The organism is Sphingomonas gei, assembly GCF_004792685.1.
GTDB classification, from domain to species: domain Bacteria; phylum Pseudomonadota; class Alphaproteobacteria; order Sphingomonadales; family Sphingomonadaceae; genus Sphingomonas; species Sphingomonas gei.
The window spans coordinates 64,804-81,547 of record NZ_SRXT01000007.1; the positions used below are offsets into that span (position 1 = coordinate 64,804).

At 66.6% G+C, this 16,744-nt stretch carries 18 protein-coding genes; 9 read left to right on the plus strand and 9 right to left on the minus strand.

The features are described 5' to 3' along the window. Window positions 1-11: 11 nt before the first annotated feature. The 4 genes from E5A73_RS17225 to E5A73_RS17240 all read left to right on the plus strand — a co-directional run bounded on the left by E5A73_RS17225 (window position 12) and on the right by E5A73_RS17240 (window position 3,361). A complete protein-coding gene (locus E5A73_RS17225) occupies window positions 12-1,301 on the plus strand; it encodes a cytochrome b (protein ID WP_135965091.1) in 1,290 nt (429 codons plus the stop codon). 15 nt (window positions 1,302-1,316) lie between these two features. Then, complete coding sequence (locus E5A73_RS17230; RefSeq protein ID WP_135965092.1) at window positions 1,317-2,150, plus strand: cytochrome c1; 834 nt, start codon at window positions 1,317-1,319, stop codon at window positions 2,148-2,150. A gap of 81 nt (window positions 2,151-2,231) precedes the next feature. Then, entirely contained in the window at window positions 2,232-2,771 is a 540-nt protein-coding gene (locus E5A73_RS17235) for an adenine phosphoribosyltransferase (RefSeq protein ID WP_135965093.1), read from the plus strand. Between the two features lie 65 nt (window positions 2,772-2,836). Further along, window positions 2,837-3,361 carry a hypothetical protein gene (locus E5A73_RS17240; protein WP_135965094.1) on the plus strand — a complete coding sequence of 175 codons (525 nt, stop codon included), beginning with the start codon at window positions 2,837-2,839 and terminating at the stop codon, window positions 3,359-3,361. A 110-nt stretch (window positions 3,362-3,471) separates the two neighbouring features. Here E5A73_RS17240 and E5A73_RS17245 read toward each other — a convergent pair whose 3' ends face one another. Beyond that, a complete protein-coding gene (locus E5A73_RS17245) occupies window positions 3,472-3,921 on the minus strand; it encodes a MaoC family dehydratase (protein WP_135965095.1) in 450 nt (149 codons plus the stop codon). 226 nt (window positions 3,922-4,147) lie between these two features. On the opposite strand from E5A73_RS17245, the gene E5A73_RS17250 reads away from it, so the two are divergent. The 5 genes from E5A73_RS17250 (at window position 4,148) to E5A73_RS17270 (ending at window position 9,880) form a co-directional block, all read left to right on the plus strand. Next, a complete protein-coding gene (locus tag E5A73_RS17250) occupies window positions 4,148-5,707 on the plus strand; it encodes a putative bifunctional diguanylate cyclase/phosphodiesterase (protein WP_168355970.1) in 1,560 nt (519 codons plus the stop codon). Then, on the plus strand, window positions 5,704-6,438 hold the full coding sequence (locus E5A73_RS17255; protein WP_135965097.1) for a LysM peptidoglycan-binding domain-containing protein: 735 nt from the start codon (window positions 5,704-5,706) through the stop codon (window positions 6,436-6,438). Before E5A73_RS17250 ends, E5A73_RS17255 begins: the two co-directional genes overlap by 4 nt. Window positions 6,439-6,495: 57 nt before the next feature. Continuing rightward, window positions 6,496-8,154 (plus strand): serine/threonine-protein kinase, encoded by a 1,659-nt coding sequence (locus E5A73_RS17260; protein ID WP_135965098.1) that lies wholly within the window; start codon window positions 6,496-6,498, stop codon window positions 8,152-8,154. Between the two features lie 8 nt (window positions 8,155-8,162). Then, window positions 8,163-9,149 carry a type VI secretion system-associated FHA domain protein gene (locus E5A73_RS17265; protein WP_240700239.1) on the plus strand — a complete coding sequence of 329 codons (987 nt, stop codon included), beginning with the start codon at window positions 8,163-8,165 and terminating at the stop codon, window positions 9,147-9,149. Window positions 9,150-9,220: 71 nt separating this feature from the next. After that, window positions 9,221-9,880 (plus strand): PP2C family protein-serine/threonine phosphatase, encoded by a 660-nt coding sequence (locus E5A73_RS17270; protein ID WP_240700240.1) that lies wholly within the window; start codon window positions 9,221-9,223, stop codon window positions 9,878-9,880. A gap of 42 nt (window positions 9,881-9,922) precedes the next feature. On the opposite strand, the gene E5A73_RS17275 is transcribed toward E5A73_RS17270, so the two are convergent. From E5A73_RS17275 to E5A73_RS17310, 8 genes are all read right to left on the minus strand, one after another. Further along, window positions 9,923-10,843, minus strand: coding sequence for a right-handed parallel beta-helix repeat-containing protein (locus E5A73_RS17275; RefSeq protein ID WP_135965101.1), 921 nt, complete (start codon window positions 10,841-10,843; stop codon window positions 9,923-9,925). 46 nt (window positions 10,844-10,889) lie between these two features. Continuing rightward, complete coding sequence (gene mmsB / locus E5A73_RS17280; protein WP_135965102.1) at window positions 10,890-11,768, minus strand: 3-hydroxyisobutyrate dehydrogenase; 879 nt, start codon at window positions 11,766-11,768, stop codon at window positions 10,890-10,892. 110 nt (window positions 11,769-11,878) lie between these two features. Next, the gene (locus E5A73_RS17285; protein ID WP_135965103.1) at window positions 11,879-12,652 is read right to left on the minus strand and encodes an enoyl-CoA hydratase; all 774 of its coding nucleotides are present in this window, start codon (window positions 12,650-12,652) and stop codon (window positions 11,879-11,881) included. A gap of 13 nt (window positions 12,653-12,665) precedes the next feature. Next, entirely contained in the window at window positions 12,666-13,709 is a 1,044-nt protein-coding gene (locus tag E5A73_RS17290) for an enoyl-CoA hydratase/isomerase family protein (RefSeq protein WP_135965104.1), read from the minus strand. 97 nt (window positions 13,710-13,806) lie between these two features. Then, on the minus strand, window positions 13,807-14,952 hold the full coding sequence (locus E5A73_RS17295; RefSeq protein ID WP_135965105.1) for an acyl-CoA dehydrogenase family protein: 1,146 nt from the start codon (window positions 14,950-14,952) through the stop codon (window positions 13,807-13,809). Between the two features lie 34 nt (window positions 14,953-14,986). Next, on the minus strand, window positions 14,987-15,424 hold the full coding sequence (locus E5A73_RS17300; protein ID WP_135965106.1) for a hypothetical protein: 438 nt from the start codon (window positions 15,422-15,424) through the stop codon (window positions 14,987-14,989). Then, window positions 15,421-16,353 (minus strand): polysaccharide deacetylase family protein, encoded by a 933-nt coding sequence (locus E5A73_RS17305; RefSeq protein ID WP_240700241.1) that lies wholly within the window; start codon window positions 16,351-16,353, stop codon window positions 15,421-15,423. Before E5A73_RS17305 ends, E5A73_RS17300 begins: the two co-directional genes overlap by 4 nt. A gap of 4 nt (window positions 16,354-16,357) precedes the next feature. Beyond that, entirely contained in the window at window positions 16,358-16,741 is a 384-nt protein-coding gene (locus E5A73_RS17310) for a RidA family protein (protein WP_135965107.1), read from the minus strand. Window positions 16,742-16,744 lie beyond the last annotated feature (3 nt).

Genomic DNA, 16,744 nt, shown 5'->3' on the forward strand with positions numbered 1-16,744 from the left:
GATAGAGAAGCATGAGCTTTCCCTGGGCACGCCATTACGAACCCAAGAACGCGCTGACGCAGTGGATCGACAGCCGTCTTCCGCTGCCGCGCTTCGTCTATAACGCGGTCGGCGCCGGCTATCCGGTGCCGCGCAACCTGAATTACTTCTGGAATTTCGGCGTGCTCGCCGGGGTGTGCCTGGTCATCCAGATCGTCACCGGCATCGTCCTCGCGATGCATTTCCACTCGTCGGCGGCGGGCGCGTTCGAATCGATCAACGGTACGATCATGCGCGACGTCAACGCCGGCTGGTTCCTGCGCTTCGCGCACGCCAACGGCGCGAGCATGTTCCTGGCCGTGGTGTATATCCACATCTTCCGCGGGCTTTATTACGGCTCGTACAAGGCGCCGCGCGAGATGGTGTGGCTGATCGGCGTGGTCATCTTCCTGCTGATCATGGCCACTGCGTTCATGGGCTATGTGCTCCCCTGGGGTCAGATGAGCTTCTGGGGCGCGCAGGTGATCACGGGCTTCTTCTCGGCGATCCCGGTGGTCGGCGAATGGATCCGCGTCTGGCTGCTCGGCGGCTATGCGCCCGACGATGCCGCGCTCAACCGCTTCTTCTCGCTCCACTATCTGCTGCCGTTCGTGATCGCCGGCGCAGTGATCCTCCACATCTGGGCGCTCCACATCCCCGGCTCGGGCAATCCGACCGGCGTCGAAGTGAAGGGCGAGCAGGACACCGTGCCGTTCCACCCATATTATACTGCGAAGGACGGCTTCGGCGTCGGGGTGTTCATGATCATCTTCGCGATCCTGATCTTCTTCCTGCCGGATTATCTGGGCCATCCGGACAACTATATCCCGGCCAACCCGCTCTCGACTCCGGCGCACATCGTCCCCGAATGGTATTTCTGGCCGTTCTACGCGATTCTGCGCGCCTTCACCGCCGACTTCATCATTCCGGCGAAATTGTGGGGCGTGGTCGCGATGTTCGGCTCGATCCTGCTGCTGTTCTTCCTGCCCTGGCTCGACAAGTCGCCGGTGCGCTCGGCGAACTTCCGTCCGATGTACCGCATCGCCTTCTGGGTGCTGGTGCTCGACGTGCTCGTGCTCGGCTATTGCGGCGGCTCGGCGGCGACTCCTGCGGTCGTCATCGCCAGCCAGCTCACCGCCGCTTATTATTTCGCGCACTTCCTCATCATCGTGCCGATCATCTCGCGCCTCGAGCGTCCGAAGCCGCTGCCCAACTCGATCACCGAGGCAGTGCTGGGCGACCATGGCGGCTCGCGGATGAGCGAAACGGCGCTGAGCGCGTAAAGGGGAAACGAGAAAATGCTTCCGCTGTTCATGCGCTCGATCAAGTTCATCGTCGGTCTCGGCTTCGTCTTCGTCCTGTTCCTCGCGTTGATCGGGACGATTACCGGCCTGATCAAGGAACCCCCGCAGGCGACCGCCGAGGAGGAATTCCATCACCATCCGAAGGAGCTCGCGCTCAAGTCGGACGGCCTGCTCGGCAAGTTCGACAACCAGCAGCTGCAGCGCGGCTTCCTGGTTTACGAAAAGGTCTGCGCGAGCTGTCATTCGCTGAGCCTCGTCTCGTTCCGCGACCTCCGGCAGATCGGCTATAGCGAAGCCGAAGTGAAGAAGATCGCCAAGGACTGGCCGATGAAGCAGCCGGCGCAGGACCCCAAGGCGGGCACCTGGGGCGAGCGCGACAATTTGCCGTCCGACCGCTTCCCGAAGGTCTATTATCCCGGCACCGGCACCCCGCCGGACCTCAGCCTGATGACCAAGGCGCGCCATGGCGGCCCGGCCTATGTCTATTCGCTGCTGACCGGTTACGAGGAAAAGCAGCCGGCCGAATTGCTCGCGAGGTTCCCGGGCGCCAAGACCCCCGAGGGTTCGCACTTCAATCCGTATTTCGCCAACCTCAACATCGCGATGCCGCCGCCGCTGACCAGCGAGAATCAGGTCACCTATTCGGACGGCACGCGCGCGACGGTCGACCAGATGGCCAAGGACGTCTCGGCGTTCCTCGTCTGGACCGCGGAGCCGACGATGCAGACGCGCCACCAGGCGGGTCTCGCGGTGGTGCTGTTCCTGCTGATCGCGACGGGACTCGCTTATGGCGCGTACCTGACCGTATGGCGGGGCGTGAAGCACTGAGGCGGCGGCCTGATCGCATCGCTGCACTAACGGGACCCGCCGGAGCATCGCTCGGCGGGTTCCTCTTTTGAGGGTCCGGCTATGGCGAACGACAATGACGATATCCGGCGGCGCATCCGGACGATCCCAGATTTCCCCAAGCCGGGGATCATGTTCCGCGACATCACCACGCTGCTGCTCGACGCCGAGGGGCTGAAGCTGACGATCGACCGCATGGCCGGGCAGGTCGAAGGCAAGGTCGATCTGGTCGCCGGGATCGAGGCGCGCGGCTTCCTGTTCGGCGCGGCATTGGCCGTCAAGCTCGGCACCGGCGTGCTGCTGGTCCGCAAGGACGGCAAGCTCCCCGGCGCAACGATCGCCGAGGACTATGCGCTCGAATACGGCACCGACCGGATCGCCATCCATGCCGATGCCTGCACGCCCGGCGCGCGCGTGCTGCTGGTCGACGATCTGATCGCCACCGGCGGGACGGCACGCGCCGCGGTGCGGCTGCTGCGCAAGGCGGGTGCGGTGGTGACTCAGGCCGGGTTCGTCGTCGACCTGCCCGAGCTCGGCGGCGCGGCGGCGTTGCGTGGCGACGGGATCGAAGTGAACGCGCTGGTGGCATTCGAGGGCCACTGAGGCCCCTGCGGAACCCCGCTTTCGCCGCAGACGTTCTCAGGCAATACGCTCGAGAGGATTGTCCCATGTGGATTCGCCGCATCTCCACCATCGGCCTGCTGGCCGCGCTCGGCCTCGGCACGGCTGCCTGCACCGACGGCTATGGCTATTCCGGGGTGTCGCTCGGCTATTCGAGCGCCGGCTATTATGACGACGATTATTACGGCGGCGGCTACGGCAATGGCTATGGCGGCGGCTACGGCAACGGCTTCGCCAGTTCTTATTATGGCTGGTACGGCGACTATTATTATCCGGGCTCGGGCTATTACGTCTACGATCGCGACCGCCGCCCGCATCGCTGGAACGGTGGCCAGCGGCGTTATTGGGAGACCCGCCGCAACAATTGGCGCGGCGACCGAGGCGGAATCCGCGAGAATTGGGGCGGGTTTCGTGGCGAGCGGGGCGACGACAGGCAGGGCTATCGCAGCGACGATCGCCGCACCTACCGGCAGGATCAGACGACACGTCCGGAACGACGCGAGCGCGGAGATTGGAACCGCGGCGAGCGGCGCGGCGGGGATCGCTCGAGGCGCAGTTCCCGGCGCGATTGAGCATCATAGAGCTCCTGCGAAAGCAGGAGCCCAGGGCCACGAACGAGTCGCGCGTTACCCTAGGCTCCTGCTTTCGCAGGAGCCCGGATAGCGAGGGTGCGGGACTCGTATCAGGCCACTGGGCGCCGCCGCATCAGCGCCAGCGCAGTGAAGCGCAGCACTGGCTCGTCATGCTGGTTGAACGTCGTCATGCTGTTGCGCACGCTGCCCATTTCGGGGCGGCTCTGTGACGGTCGCACTTCGAGCACTTCGCTTTTGCAACGCAGCACATCGCCCGGATAGACCGGCTTGAGCCAGCGCAACTCGTCGACCCCGGCGGCGCCGAGGCTCGCTTGCGGGTGCTTCTTCATGTGCGCGACGAACATTGCCATCGTCATCGCGCAGGTATGCCAGCCGCTTGCCGCCAGACGGCCGAAATGCGTCTCGGCGGCGGCTTCGTCCGAGAGATGGAAGGGCTGCGGATCGTATTTTTCGGCGAAGGCGAGCACTTCGTCGCGGGTCACCTCATAGCCGCCGAAGCTGCGCTTCATGCCGACTTCGATATCGTCCAGATAGAGCATGCGGTGAGTTTCGTAGAGAAACCGAAATTTGGCAAGCCTCGACGGATCCCGAGATCGGCAGCGGACCGGGCATGCGTTTTCCCTGTCGCGCCGCGCAAAAGCGATACTCTGACCGCGCCTTCCTTAACCCCTTCGTATGAGTCGCGGCGTTAGCAAGCTCCTCATGCGGCGTGTTTATTTGCCCGACGGTAGCGGCTCGAGCCGGTTTTTGCGTGCCAGTGGCTCCATGCTGGTGGGCGCCGCAGTCGTCGCGGCCGCCTTCTGGGGTTATCCGGTGATTGCGTTCGCCGCGCTGGCGACGGTGTCGTTGGGCGCGATTCTGTCGATGCGATGGCGCGTTGGGGTGCTCGCAGCCCGGCTTGCGGAGCTGGCCAGGGTCGATCCGCGCACGTCCCGCTGGCAAACGCTGGATGACGCGATCGGCCTCCTCGAAGATCGCATCCGGAGCAGCGAGGATCGGCTCGATCAGCGCCACGCGCTGACGGGCCTGCCCACCCGCGAACCGCTGCTGGCGCGGATGGCAAGCGAAGGCGCCGGGACGCTGGGGCTGATCGCGCTCGGCGATTTCGATCGACTCTGCGCATTCGATCCGGCGCTTGCCGATCGCGCGCTCAAGCATTTTGCCGAGCGGATCACCCGGATGGTCGGCGACGGCCGGATGGTCGCGCACGTCGATCGCTCGCATTTCGCCTTGTGGCTCGGCGCGAGCGTGTCGAGCGAGGACGCCGAGCGCCAGCTCGTCGCGATCAGCTATGCGCTGGGTGACGTGATGCACGAGGAGGGGCGCGAACTGGTGCCCGAGGTGCGCGTGCATCACACTGCCTGGGCGGCGCCGCAGGAAGCCGCCACGGCGACGCTCGCGCGCCTGATCGCGGCATGCGCCGCCGGGCCCGAGGGACCGCTGCACGTCCAGCGAGTCGACGCGGCGTCGGCGGCGGCCGAGCGGGATCGCTATGCGCTCGAGCAGGATCTGCGCGGGGCGCTGCACAATGGAGAATTCGCGCTGCGCTATCAGCCGCAGGTCGATGCCGCGAGCGGGCAGGTGATCGGTGCCGAGGCATTGCTGCGCTGGCACAACCCGGCGCGCGGGATGGTCTCGCCGACCCTGTTCATTCCGATACTCGAGAGCGCCGGGATGATCGAGGAAGTCGGGCTGTGGGTGCTCAACGCTGCCTGCCGCGAGGCGCGGGCATGGCACCGGCTGGGGCAGGGGCCGCTGACGGTGGCAGTCAACGTTTCGGCGCACCAGCTCGATCGCCCCGACATCCATACCCTGATCAAGCGGACGCTCGAGCGCCATTCGCTGCGTGCCGGCCTGCTCGAGATCGAGCTGACCGAGAGCGCCGCGGCGGCGGACGTCGGCCGCGCCGAACGCTTGTTCGAAGCATTGCACGGGCTCGGCATCCATATCGCGATCGACGATTTCGGCACGGGCTTTTCGAGCCTTTCGGCGCTGCGCGCGCTCGCCTTCGACAAGATCAAGATCGATCGGCAGTTCGTCACCGAAGTCGAGCGTCGCCGCGACAGCCAGGCGATTTGCCAGAGCATCATCGCGCTCGCCCGTGGCCTGGGGATCCGCGTGCTCGCCGAGGGCGTTGAGCGCCAGGAGGAATATCTGTGGCTGCGCCGCCATGGCTGTTCCGAGTTCCAGGGTTATTATTTCTCGCCGCCGCTGGGCGGTGCCGAGTTCCAGGCTTTCGTCCGCAACCCCGCCCCGCTTCGCGACCGGCTCGTGCTCGACGCGCGGCAAGTCCAGACAACCCTCTCCCAAAGGCTCGCCCGATGAACCACCGCTCGTTCCTGCGCCTGGCCGCGCTTGCCAGCCTCGCAGCGCTCGCCGCCTGCGCCAAGGGGCCGGCACCGCAGCCCGTCGCAGTCGCCGCGCCGCTGGCCGAGAGCGAGATCGAAGGCGTCCAGGCGCTGCTGATGCGCGGCGACCCCAAGGGCGCCGAGAAAAGCCTCAAGCCGCTGCTGAAGCGCGCGCCGATGAATCCGAAACTGCAATTGCTCCGCGATTCGATCGCAGGCGATCCCAAGGTGCTGCTGGGGCCGGCCAGCTATCCCTATACGGTGCGTGCGGGCGAGACGATCGAGCAGCTCGCCGAGCGTCTGCTCGGCAATCGCCTCAAGGCCTATCAGCTCGCGCGTTACAACGACCTCGCCAATCCCTCGGCACTCGCCGCGGGTCAGATCCTCCGGATTCCCGGATCGCCGCCGAGGCCCAAGCCACAGCCCGCTCCGGAGCGCCCGTCACGGCCGGCGCCTGCCGCTGCTACTCGCCCCAAACCGGCGGCACCGGCGCCTGTACCGGCCGCGCCAGCCACCAAGCCCGCGGCCAATCCGGCGGCGGCGCAGCGCGCGCGTTCCGCCGGGCTGGCCGCGCTCAATCGCGGTGCGGTCCAGCAGGCAGTGGGCTTGCTGCAGCGCGCGCATGCGCTCGATCCGGGCAACGCGGTGATCTTCCGCGACTTGCAGCGGGCACAGCGCATCGCCGCGACGGTGCGCGCCCGCCAATAGGAAGAAATCCTTAAGTTCCCGCCGCTAAGCTGAGTCTCTCAGCGAGTGGAAGACGTGATGGACAGGCTGGGCCGGTACAGGATCGAAGCGCGGATCGGCGAGGGCGCGATGGCCGACGTGTTTCGCGCGCACGATCCCGATATCGGCCGCGTCGTCGCGATCAAGGTGCTCAAGCCTGACTACCGCCGCGATCCCGAACTCGGCGCCCGCTTCCTGCGCGAAGCGCGCGCGGCGGGGGCGCTCAATCATCCCAATATCGCGACGATCTACGATGTCGGCGAGGCGGACGGCGTTCCCTATATCGCGATGGAACTGATCGAAGGCCGGCCGCTCGACATGGTGCTCCAGGCGCAGGGCCGAATGCCGTTCGAGCGCGTCCTCGCGCTCGGCGCCCAGCTCGCCGACGCATTGTCCTGGGCGCATGCGCAGGGCGTCGTCCACCGCGACGTCAAGCCATCGAACATCCTGCTCTCGTCGGACGGCAAGACCGCCAAATTGCTCGATTTCGGCGTGGCCCGGATCGGCGAGAGCGACGGCCATCTGGCACGCACCCAGGCCGGGCAGATGATCGGCACGCCGCGCTATATGAGCCCCGAACAGGCGCTCGGTCTGCCGGTCGATCCGCGCTCCGACCTGTTCTCGCTCGGCGCGGTGCTGTACGAGATGGTCACCGGAAAGGTGGCGTTCGATGCGACCGGACTTGCCACGCTCGCGCTGCAGATCGCGCAGGCGAAAGTTGCGCCGGTCGAGCGCTCGGCAGCGGACTGTCCGCCGGGCCTGCGCCAGATCATCGACAAGTTGCTCGCAAAGAAGCCCGACCAGCGCTTCGCCGATGGCGCGCAGCTATTGCAGGCGCTGCGCCGCGAGTCCGCGGCACTGACCACCGAAGACAGCGTGACGCGCCGCGGGCTTTCGCTGCGCTTCAAGCTGCCGCTGGCGCTGGTCAGCATTACCTTGATCGCTTTGGTGCTCAGCATCTCGACGATCCTGACCCGCCAGCAGCACGCGCTCGAGCATATGGCGATCGCGTCGGGCGAGACGATCGCCACCTTCGTGACCAAGAACGCGGCGGTCTCGCTTGCCGACAATGCCGGGCTGCCGCCCGACCAGCAGGACTGGACCCCGCTCCAGGCGTTCGTCGCCGCCGCCAGCCAGGACGGCGGCGTCCGCGGCATTGCCGTGGTCGACGCCGGCGGCACGATCCGCGCGGCCAGCGACGGCCGGCGCGTGGGGCAGCGTTATGCGGCGCCGACAGGCGAGCAAAGGCTCGACGCCGGCGGCCTTGCGGTGACCAATGCGGCGGATGGCAAGGGAGGCGCGCTGCGCTTCGTGCGGCCGATCCGCTATGCCGGTGCCGATTTCGGCTCGGTCGATATCCTGTTGCCGCGAACTTCGCTCGATGCGGCGATGGCCAATGCGCGCACGCTGATGATCGCATTGGCCTCGATCATCATGCTCGTCGTGCTGGCGATCGGCTATATGAGCGGCGCAATGGTGGTGCGGCCGCTGCGCCGGCTCGAGCAGAGCTTCGACGAAGCGCGCGCACACGGCTTCGCGTTGCGCATCTCGCATCGCCGCCGCGACGAGATCGGCGCATTGTTCGACGGGTTCAACCGGCTCGCGGCCGAGATCGAGCCGCGGCTGCACGGCACCGCCACCGAAGCGCCTGCGCTCGACGCCACGTGCATCCAGATCGTGCCGAAACGAGCCGCATAGACATGTACATGCTCCAGCTCTTCGACATGGACGATACGGTCCAGCCGATCGACGCGCGGCTGCTGCGCGACGGTGCGATCAGCATCGGTCGCGACACCAAATGCGACTGGCCGATCGCCGATCCCGACCGCGCGCTTTCGCGCGAGCATTGCGAGATCGCGGCATCGACCGACGGGCTGATCATCCGCCCGATCGGCACCAACGGGGTGTTCGACGATTCTACGGGGGATCGGCTTCCCGATCTGGTCGATGTTCCGGTCGGGGTGCCGTTCACGCTGCGCATGGGGCGCTTCCGGATCGCCGCGACGCGCGCGCCGCTCGACGACGAAGTCACCGATACGTCGCGCACGATGGTGCTGACGCCGCCGCTCGGCGCGTCGATCGAGATTCCCACCGACTGGGTCGATGCGCAGCCAATTGCCAATTCGGGGGGCGAATCGCTGCTCGAGGCGTTTTGCCGCGGAGCCGGGCTCGATGCGTCGCTGTTGTCGAGCGAAGAGCCGGTCGAAGTGATGGAGCGCGCCGGCGCGGTCTATCGCCAGATGGTGCTCGGCATCGCCGATCTGATGGTCGAGCGCAATCGCGCGCGCGGCCGCTACAATCTCACCCGCACGACGATCGGCGGCTCGGGCAACAATCCGTTCAAATGGGCGCCTACCCAGCGTCTTGCGATCGACTTGCTCCTCTCCGGCGTCGGTGGCTTCCTGTCCGGGCCCACTGCGATCAGCAGCTCGCTGCAGGATGTGAAGCGGCATCTGATCGCAACCTTTGCCGGGCTCCAAGCCTCGCTTCTCCAGGCAGTGACGACGTTCGACCCGCGCGAAATCGACGCTGCCGTTTCCAGGAACAGCTCGCTGCTCAAGAGCAAGCATGCGCTCCAGACCCAGGAAATCGAGTCGCGGCACGCCGACCTGGCGAAGCAGCTCGACGGTGCCGAGGGCACGCTGGATCGGGCGTTCGTCCAGGCCTATGCCGCTGCCGAGCAGGGCAAGTGAAGGCGACCCTGGCGCGATCGGGCGCTTCTCCGCTTGCATTCCTCTCGGTATCGCGAAGCCATGTCGGACGGGTGCGCAAGGTCAATGAGGACCGCGTTCTCGACCGCCCGGATCGGAGCTTGTGGGCCGTGGCCGACGGCATGGGCGGGCACCGCGGTGGCGACATCGCCGCCGATCTGGCGATCGCCGCGCTCCGCGGCCTGGCCGACGCACCAGCCCCGATCACGCGAGCGGTCATCCTCGCGGCGCTCGATCAAGCGAACGCCGAAATTCTCGCGCGTGGCGCGGAGGCCGGCGGCGTCATCGGCTCGACGATCGTGGTGCTGCACGTCGCCGACGGGGAGGCGCAGATCTTCTGGGCAGGCGACAGCCGCGCCTATCGCGCGCGAAACGCCGCCTGGGAACAGCTCACCAGCGATCACAGCCTGGTCCAGCAACTGCTCGATCAGGGGCTGATTGATCGCGCGCAGGCGGCGCGACATCCGCAGGGCCATGTCATCACGCGCGCCCTGGGGGTCGAGAGCGTGGTGGAAGTGGAGGCGATGTCGTTCGCCGCGGAGGCCGGGGATATCCTGCTCCTCTGCTCGGACGGATTGAGTCGGTCGCTTCGCTGGGAAATCCCCCGGGAGCTCGACCTGATCGATCCGCGCGCGGCGGATCGGATCCTTGCAGAAGCGCTGGAAAATGATGGCAGCGACAATATCAGCTTCGTGATCGTTGCCGCGACTTGAGTCCGTCCTGCGACATCCCGCGGCCTGCGTGCCTACCTCTCGCTAGCGCCGTTCGAATGCGCGCATCCCGCTCAGCCGGTTGTTGGACAACTCGATCGTCGAGCCGCTGAGGTCGGCCACGAACGCCGGGTTCGGCGGCGCGCCGGGCGCCATGCTCGCGACATTGTCCTCGATGCGCAGGCCCGCGGAGGGATAGGTCCGGCCTTCGGCGGCGACGACGATCAGCCCCGAATGGTTGTCCTTGCTCTTGCCCTGGACGAAGGTGTTGCGCGCGATCAGCCCGGTGCCGCCTTCGGACAAGTCGATCATGTAATTGGTCTTCTTGCCGGCGCTGTCGTCGAAGCTCGAATCGGTGATGTTGACCCGGCGCGCGCGTAATTTGACGTAGTGCCCGCCGGTGCCGCGCTCGAAGCGCGAGCGGGTGACCGAAACCTCCCCGTCGACCGCGAGATAGATCGCATGGCTGCAATTCTCGGTCTCGCACTGGCCGAGCCCGGCGAAGGTGGTGCGATCGATACTGACTCGGCGGACGGTCTCATGGCCGCCGCCGAGAATGCCTTCCTGGCTGTCGAGGAACATCGAATTGGTTATGGTCAGGTCGCCCATCTCGTGGCGGATGCCGGCGCCGTTGCCGTCGGACACGGCGTAGCCGCGAAAGACCACGCCATCGATCGTCGAGCCGCGGCCGCGCAGCACGAAGCCGGCTTTGTCCTCGCACACGGTCTTTTCGAAGATCACGGTGCCGGGCTGCCGCGCCTTGAAGACGATCTTGCCGCCGGTCTGGACGGTGCATTGGCGATAGGTGCCCGGCGCGATCAGGATCGTCGCATCGTCGTCGCGGATCGCAGTGACCGCTTCGTCGATCGTGGCATAGCCCTGGCCGGTCTCGGCGACGACGAAGGGAGCGGGGCGCTCCTGCGCGGCGGCAGGGGCGGCGAGGGCGAGAAGTAGGATGGCGCGCATGCTGTTGTTATGCGCCCGACCGGCAAACACCGGGTTAATCCTCGTTTCAGCCCTTCAGCATCTTGATGATCCCCGAGAAATCGAGCGTCGCGCCTTCGCCGTTGGCGAACTTCTCGTAGAGTTCCTCCGCCCGCGCCGCCATCGGCGTCTCGGCATCGACGCTGGCGGCCGCCTCGAGCGCGAGCTTCAAGTCCTTGAGCATCAACGCCGCGGCGAACCCGCCCTGATAGTCGCGGTCGGCGGGGGTTTCGGGGCCGACCCCGGGGACCGGGCAATAGCTCGTGATCGACCAGCTTTGCCCCGAGCTCACCGAGGCGATATCGTAGAGCTTCTGCAAGTCGAGCCCGAGCTTTTCGGCGAGCGCGAAGCTCTCGCAGGTGGCGATCATCGTCGCGCCGAGCATCATGTTGTTGCAGATCTTGGCGCCCTGGCCCGCGCCGCTGGTGCCGGCGTGGATCACTGCCTTGCCCATGTCCGACAGGAAGGGCTCGGCGCGCGAGAATGCCGCCTCGCTGCCGCCGACCATGAAGGTGAGCGTGCCGGCATTGGCCGCCGCGATCCCGCCCGAGACCGGGGCGTCGACCGCGGCGAGGCCATGCGCGGCTGCGGCCTCGGCGACGCGGCGCGCGGTGGCGACGTCGATCGTCGAACAGTCGATCAGGACCGCGCCGGCATCGGCATGGTGGAGGATGGCGTCGGTATAGACCGCTTCGACATGGCGGCCGGCGGGGAGCATGGTGATCACGGCCTCGGCGCCGAGGATCGCGGTATTGGCGTCCTCGGCGGGGAGGCAACCGGCCTGCTTCGCCTTGTCGAGCGCGTCGGCGGAGAGATCGAAGGCGCGGACGTCGTGGCCGGCCTTGGCGAGGTTGGCGGCCATCCCGCCGCCCATATTGCCCAGCCCGATAAATGCGATGCGTGCCACTATCCCGTCCTCTTTCCTAATCCGTCATCCCGGCGAAAGCCGGGATCCAGAGCCGCTGGCGTCGCGCCGGTGACTCTGGGCCCCGGCTTTCGCCGGGGTGACGATGATAGTTACTTGCCCGTCCAATTCCCCGGGCGCTTCTCGACAAAGGCCGCCATGCCTTCCTTCTGGTCCGCCGTTCCAAACAGCGCGTGGAACAGACGGCGCTCGAACTGTACGCCCTGGGTCAACGTCGTCTCGTACGCCGCGTTGACCATTTCCTTGTTCGCCAGCACCGCGAGCGGTGCCATGCCGGCGATCGCCGCCGCGGTCTTCACGGCCTCTTCGACCAGTTCCGCGGCGGGGACGATCCGCGCGACGAGCCCGGCGCGCTCGGCCTCCGCTGCGTCGATCATCCGTCCGGTGAGGCACATCTCCATCGCCTTGGCCTTGCCGACCGCGCGGGTGAGGCGTTGCGACCCGCCCATGCCGGGCGAGACCGCGAGCTTGATCTCGGGCTGGCCGAACCTGGCATTGTCCGCGGCGAGGATGAAGTCGCACATCATCGCCAGCTCGCAGCCGCCGCCGAGTGCATAGCCGGCGACCGCGGCGATGATCGGTTTGCGGGTGCGGGTGAACGCGTCCCAGCCGGCGAAGAAATCATAGCCGTACATGTCGGCAAAGCCCTGCGCCTGCATCTCCTTGATGTCGGCGCCCGCGGCAAATGCCTTTTCGCTCCCGGTGATGACGGCGCAACCCTGGGAGGCGTCCTTGTCGAACGCGGCCATCGCTTCGAGCAGTTCGGACAACACTTGCCCGTTGAGTGCGTTGAGCGCCTGGGGGCGGTTGAGCGTGACCAAAGTAACGGCGCCGCGCTGTTCGACGAGGATGGTTTCGTACGACATTATTTCCTCCGGTTTACGCCGGCGCCCATGCCTGGTCGTCGGGCAAGGGCGCGAAGATCTGGTCGATGACGTGATCGGTGACGCCCTCGACGGTGGCGGGCTGCCAGCGCGGTGCGTTGTCCTTGTCGACGATCACGGCGCGGACGCCCTCGGCGAAATCGGGGCGCTGGACGACGCGGGTGGCGACGGCGAATTCCTGCCGCATCTCGTCCTCGAAGCTCGGCATATGGCGGCCCTGGCGGACGAGATGGAGCGAGACCTTCATCGCCTGCGGGGATTTGGTGGCAAGGATCGCCAACTGCTCCTTGGCCCATAGCCCGCTATCGGCGGCGAGCGCGGCGAGGATCTCCTCCAGCGTGTCGGCGGCGAACAGACGGTCGATATTCTCGAGATCGGCGAGGATCTTCGCTGCGTCCGGCGCTTCGCTGAGTGCGTCGAGGGCAGCGGTGATCGCCTGCGGGTCGCTGGCGACGTCCGCCTTGACCCGATCGAGGAGTTCGGCGGGAAGGTAATGCGTGGCGAGGCCGAGGGCCAGGCAATCGGCCCCGTCGAGCCGCGCCCCGGTCAGCGCGATATACTCGCCGAGATGGCCCGGAAGCCGCGACAGATGCCAGCCGCCGCCGACATCGGGGAACAGGCCGATCCCGGTCTCGGGCATGGCGAATTTGGTGTTCTCGGTCGCGACGCGGCACTTGGCCGGCATCGCGATGCCGACGCCGCCGCCCATCGTGATCCCGTCCATGAACGCGACCACCGGCTTGGCGAATGTGAACAGCGCGTGGTTGAGCTGATATTCGACACGGAAGAAATCGCGCGCCGCGGCGCCGTCGCTCGCGCCGCTGCTCGCGATCATGCGGATGTCGCCGCCGGCGCAGAAACCGCGGCCTTCCGCATGATCGATCAGCACCGCTTCGACCGCGGAATCGATGCGCCACGCAGTCAGCGCGTCGAGCATCGCCGCGCACATCGCGGTGTCGAGCGCGTGGATCGCCTTGGGCCGGTTGAGCCGGATGCGGCCGATGCGGCCTTCGACGAAGGTCAGGACCTCGGTGGTCATGCATTGTGCTCCTGCGAAAGCGGGAGCCCAAGGCGACAAGCGACGCGCCCGTGACCCGGGGTTCCTGCTTTCGCAGCAACCCGCGCGGTGGGTTTTCTCATTGCCGCGTCAGCTCGCGTCCGACGATCATCCGCATCACCTGATTGGTCCCTTCTAAAATCGAATGCACCCGCAAATCGCGCCAGAAGCGCTCGATCGGATAGTCCTGCAGATAGCCGTAGCCGCCATGGAGCTGGAGCGCGCGATCGACAACGCTCGATCCGGTATCGGTGGCGAGGCGTTTGGCCATCGCGGCGAAGCGAGTCTTGTCCGGCGCGCCGGCGGTTACCTTGGCGGCGGCGAGATAGAGCAAGGCGCGGGCGGCTTCCAGCTCGGTCGCCATGTCGGCGAGGGTGAACTGGGTGTTCTGGAAGTCGGCGATCGGCTTGCCGAATTGCTGGCGGTCCTTGGTATAGCGGATCGCCTCGTCGAGGCAGCGCTGCGCCCCGCCGAGCGAGCAGGCGCCGATGTTGAGCCGGCCGCCGTCCAATCCCATCATCGCGATTCGGAAACCGTCGCCCTCGCCGCCCACCAGATTTTCGGCGGGGACGCGCACTTGCTCGAGGATCACCGCCGCGGTCGGCTGCGAATGCCAGCCGAGCTTCTTTTCCTGCGCGCCGAAGCTCACTCCGGGCATGTCCTTCTCGATCACCAGGCACGAAATGCCCTTGGGGCCTTCCTCGCCGGTGCGGACCATAGTGACATAGATTTCGTTCTCGCCGCCGCCCGAGATGAACTGCTTGGTGCCGGTGACGATATAATCGTCGCCGTCCCTCACCGCGCGGGTCTTGAGCGCCGCTGCATCGGACCCCGACGAGGGTTCGGTGAGGCAATAGCTCGCCAGCCGGTCCATCGTGATGAGGCTTGGGAGATACTTGTCCTTGACCCCCGGCGAGCCGAACCGGTCGATCATCCAGCTCGCCATGTTGTGGATCGAGATGAATGCACTGGTCGACGGGCAGCCATAGGCCATCGCCTCCATGATCAGCGCCGATTCGAGCCGGCCGAGACCGATCCCGCCGCTCTCCTCGGAGACATAGATCGACGCGAAGCCGAGCTCGGCCGCGGCGCGGATCGTGTCGCGGGGGAAGATGTGCTTCTCGTCCCACTCGCCGGCATGCGGCGTGATGCGATCGGCAGTGAAGGCGCGCGCCATTTCCTGGATCTGGAGCTGCTCGTCGGTGAGGTCGAACTGGCTGGTCATTCTTTCATGCCTATGCTCTGCGGACGAGCCACGCTCATTCCCACGAAAAAATCGTCCTGAGTTTGCAACCCACGGGTTCCTCGCCTTCCTCGAACAAATCGACGCGGTCGATTGCAGCGAGCTGTTGGCGCGTGAGGCGGTGCGGCGTGCTGAAGTAGGCCACCCCGTTCCGGCCATTCCAGAGTGCTACGCGATAGCGACCGCGTTCGCGTCGGGGCGGGAAGAGCAGATGCCCCTTGGAGGTCCGCTTCGCCTTGCCGGCACTGTCGGGAGGGCTGGCCCAGCCGATGCCGATGACGTCGAGCTGGCCGAACGCGCCTTCCCAACGAAAGGTGCCGCTGTGAATGCCGCCTCCCAGCGTGACGACACGCTCGCCGGCGATCAGATCGATGATCGGCGCATAGCCGCAGAAGCGTCCGGGGCCTTCCAGGTCGCTGGCGGCGGCTAGGGCGAGTGCAACGGCGAGGCTCATGGCGCCGGCTTCTCGTGCAGTACGCGCTCGGCGAAGAATGCATTGGCGATCTTGAGGTCGTTGCGCGCATACCAGCGCGGTGCGAGGAGGCCCTTTTCCCAGGCGAGCAGCTCGGTGAGCGTGCCGTTGGCGCTTGGGACGTCGGGCGCGGCGGTCTTGAGCGGATCGGCGTAGGCTGTGTCGGCGGTGACGATCTCCCAGCCGTCGGCGCGCAATGCTCCGACGAGGTCGGCGATGTAAAGCGCCGCCAGGTCGGTCTCGTGGAGCAGCATGACGTGCGGCGGCGAGCGGCCGATCGCCTTGATCACCAGCGCGTCGGCGAAGTCGGCCGCCTCGACGTGGGTTTCGACATAGAGATCGCGCAAGCCGGCCATGTCGATGGTCTTGCCGGCCTTCTTCGCGTCGATCGTCAGCTGCTCGAGGTTCCAGTCCGAGCCTTCGGCGGTGACATAGCCGTTGGTCAATCCGCGCGCGGCGAGCCCGGCGCGGACCGCATCGCGCTTGGCCTTGTCGCTTCCACCTTCGTCGAGAAAGGGATAGCGGAACCACGGACGATAGCCGTGGCGCGGCTTGAGCCAGGCCTCGGCCTTGTCGATATCGGCGAGATAGGCGGCGACGCTGGACTGGTTGAGATGCGGATGGCTGAAGCCGTGATTGGCGATGACGTGGCCGGCCCGGACATAGCTTTCGACGAGCGCTTCGTCGGCGGTGGCGCGTACATTGCCGGGATTGACGAAGAACGCAGCCTGCGCGACGCGCGCCTTCTTCAATTCCGTGATCAGCCGTGCGCTGCGTTCCTGCTTGGTGAAGAACGCGCCGACACTGCGTGGGGTGTCATCAAAGGTGAGCGCGATACGCTTCTGCGCGCTCGCCGCGGGGGCGAGCGTCAGCAGCAAAAGCGCCATGATCGAGAGCAGCCCGCGCAACATCGCCTCAGCCTGCCGCCACGATTTCGAGCTCGACCAGCCAGTCGCTCTCCAGCGTCTGGACGACGATCGCCGTGGTGGGGATTCGGCGCTCGCCAAGCGCGACGTTGCGCGCCCGGGCATTGGCCTCGGCAAAGGCAGGGTCGCGCAGGTAGCTGGTCAGGCGGACGATATTGTCCGTCGTCATCCCCGCGCTGGCGAGGATCGCGCGTAGATTGTTCCAGACGCAGTCGAGCTGTCCCTCCAGCGTCGGCGGCGCCGTGAAGTCGGGCCTAAGGCCCATCGTCCCGCTGACGAACAGCAGCCGCTCGGCGCCGCGCACTTCCATGGCGTGGATCCAGTCGCCGGTCGCGTAGACGCCCTTGTCCGGATTGTGCGCGATCAATTGCATTGG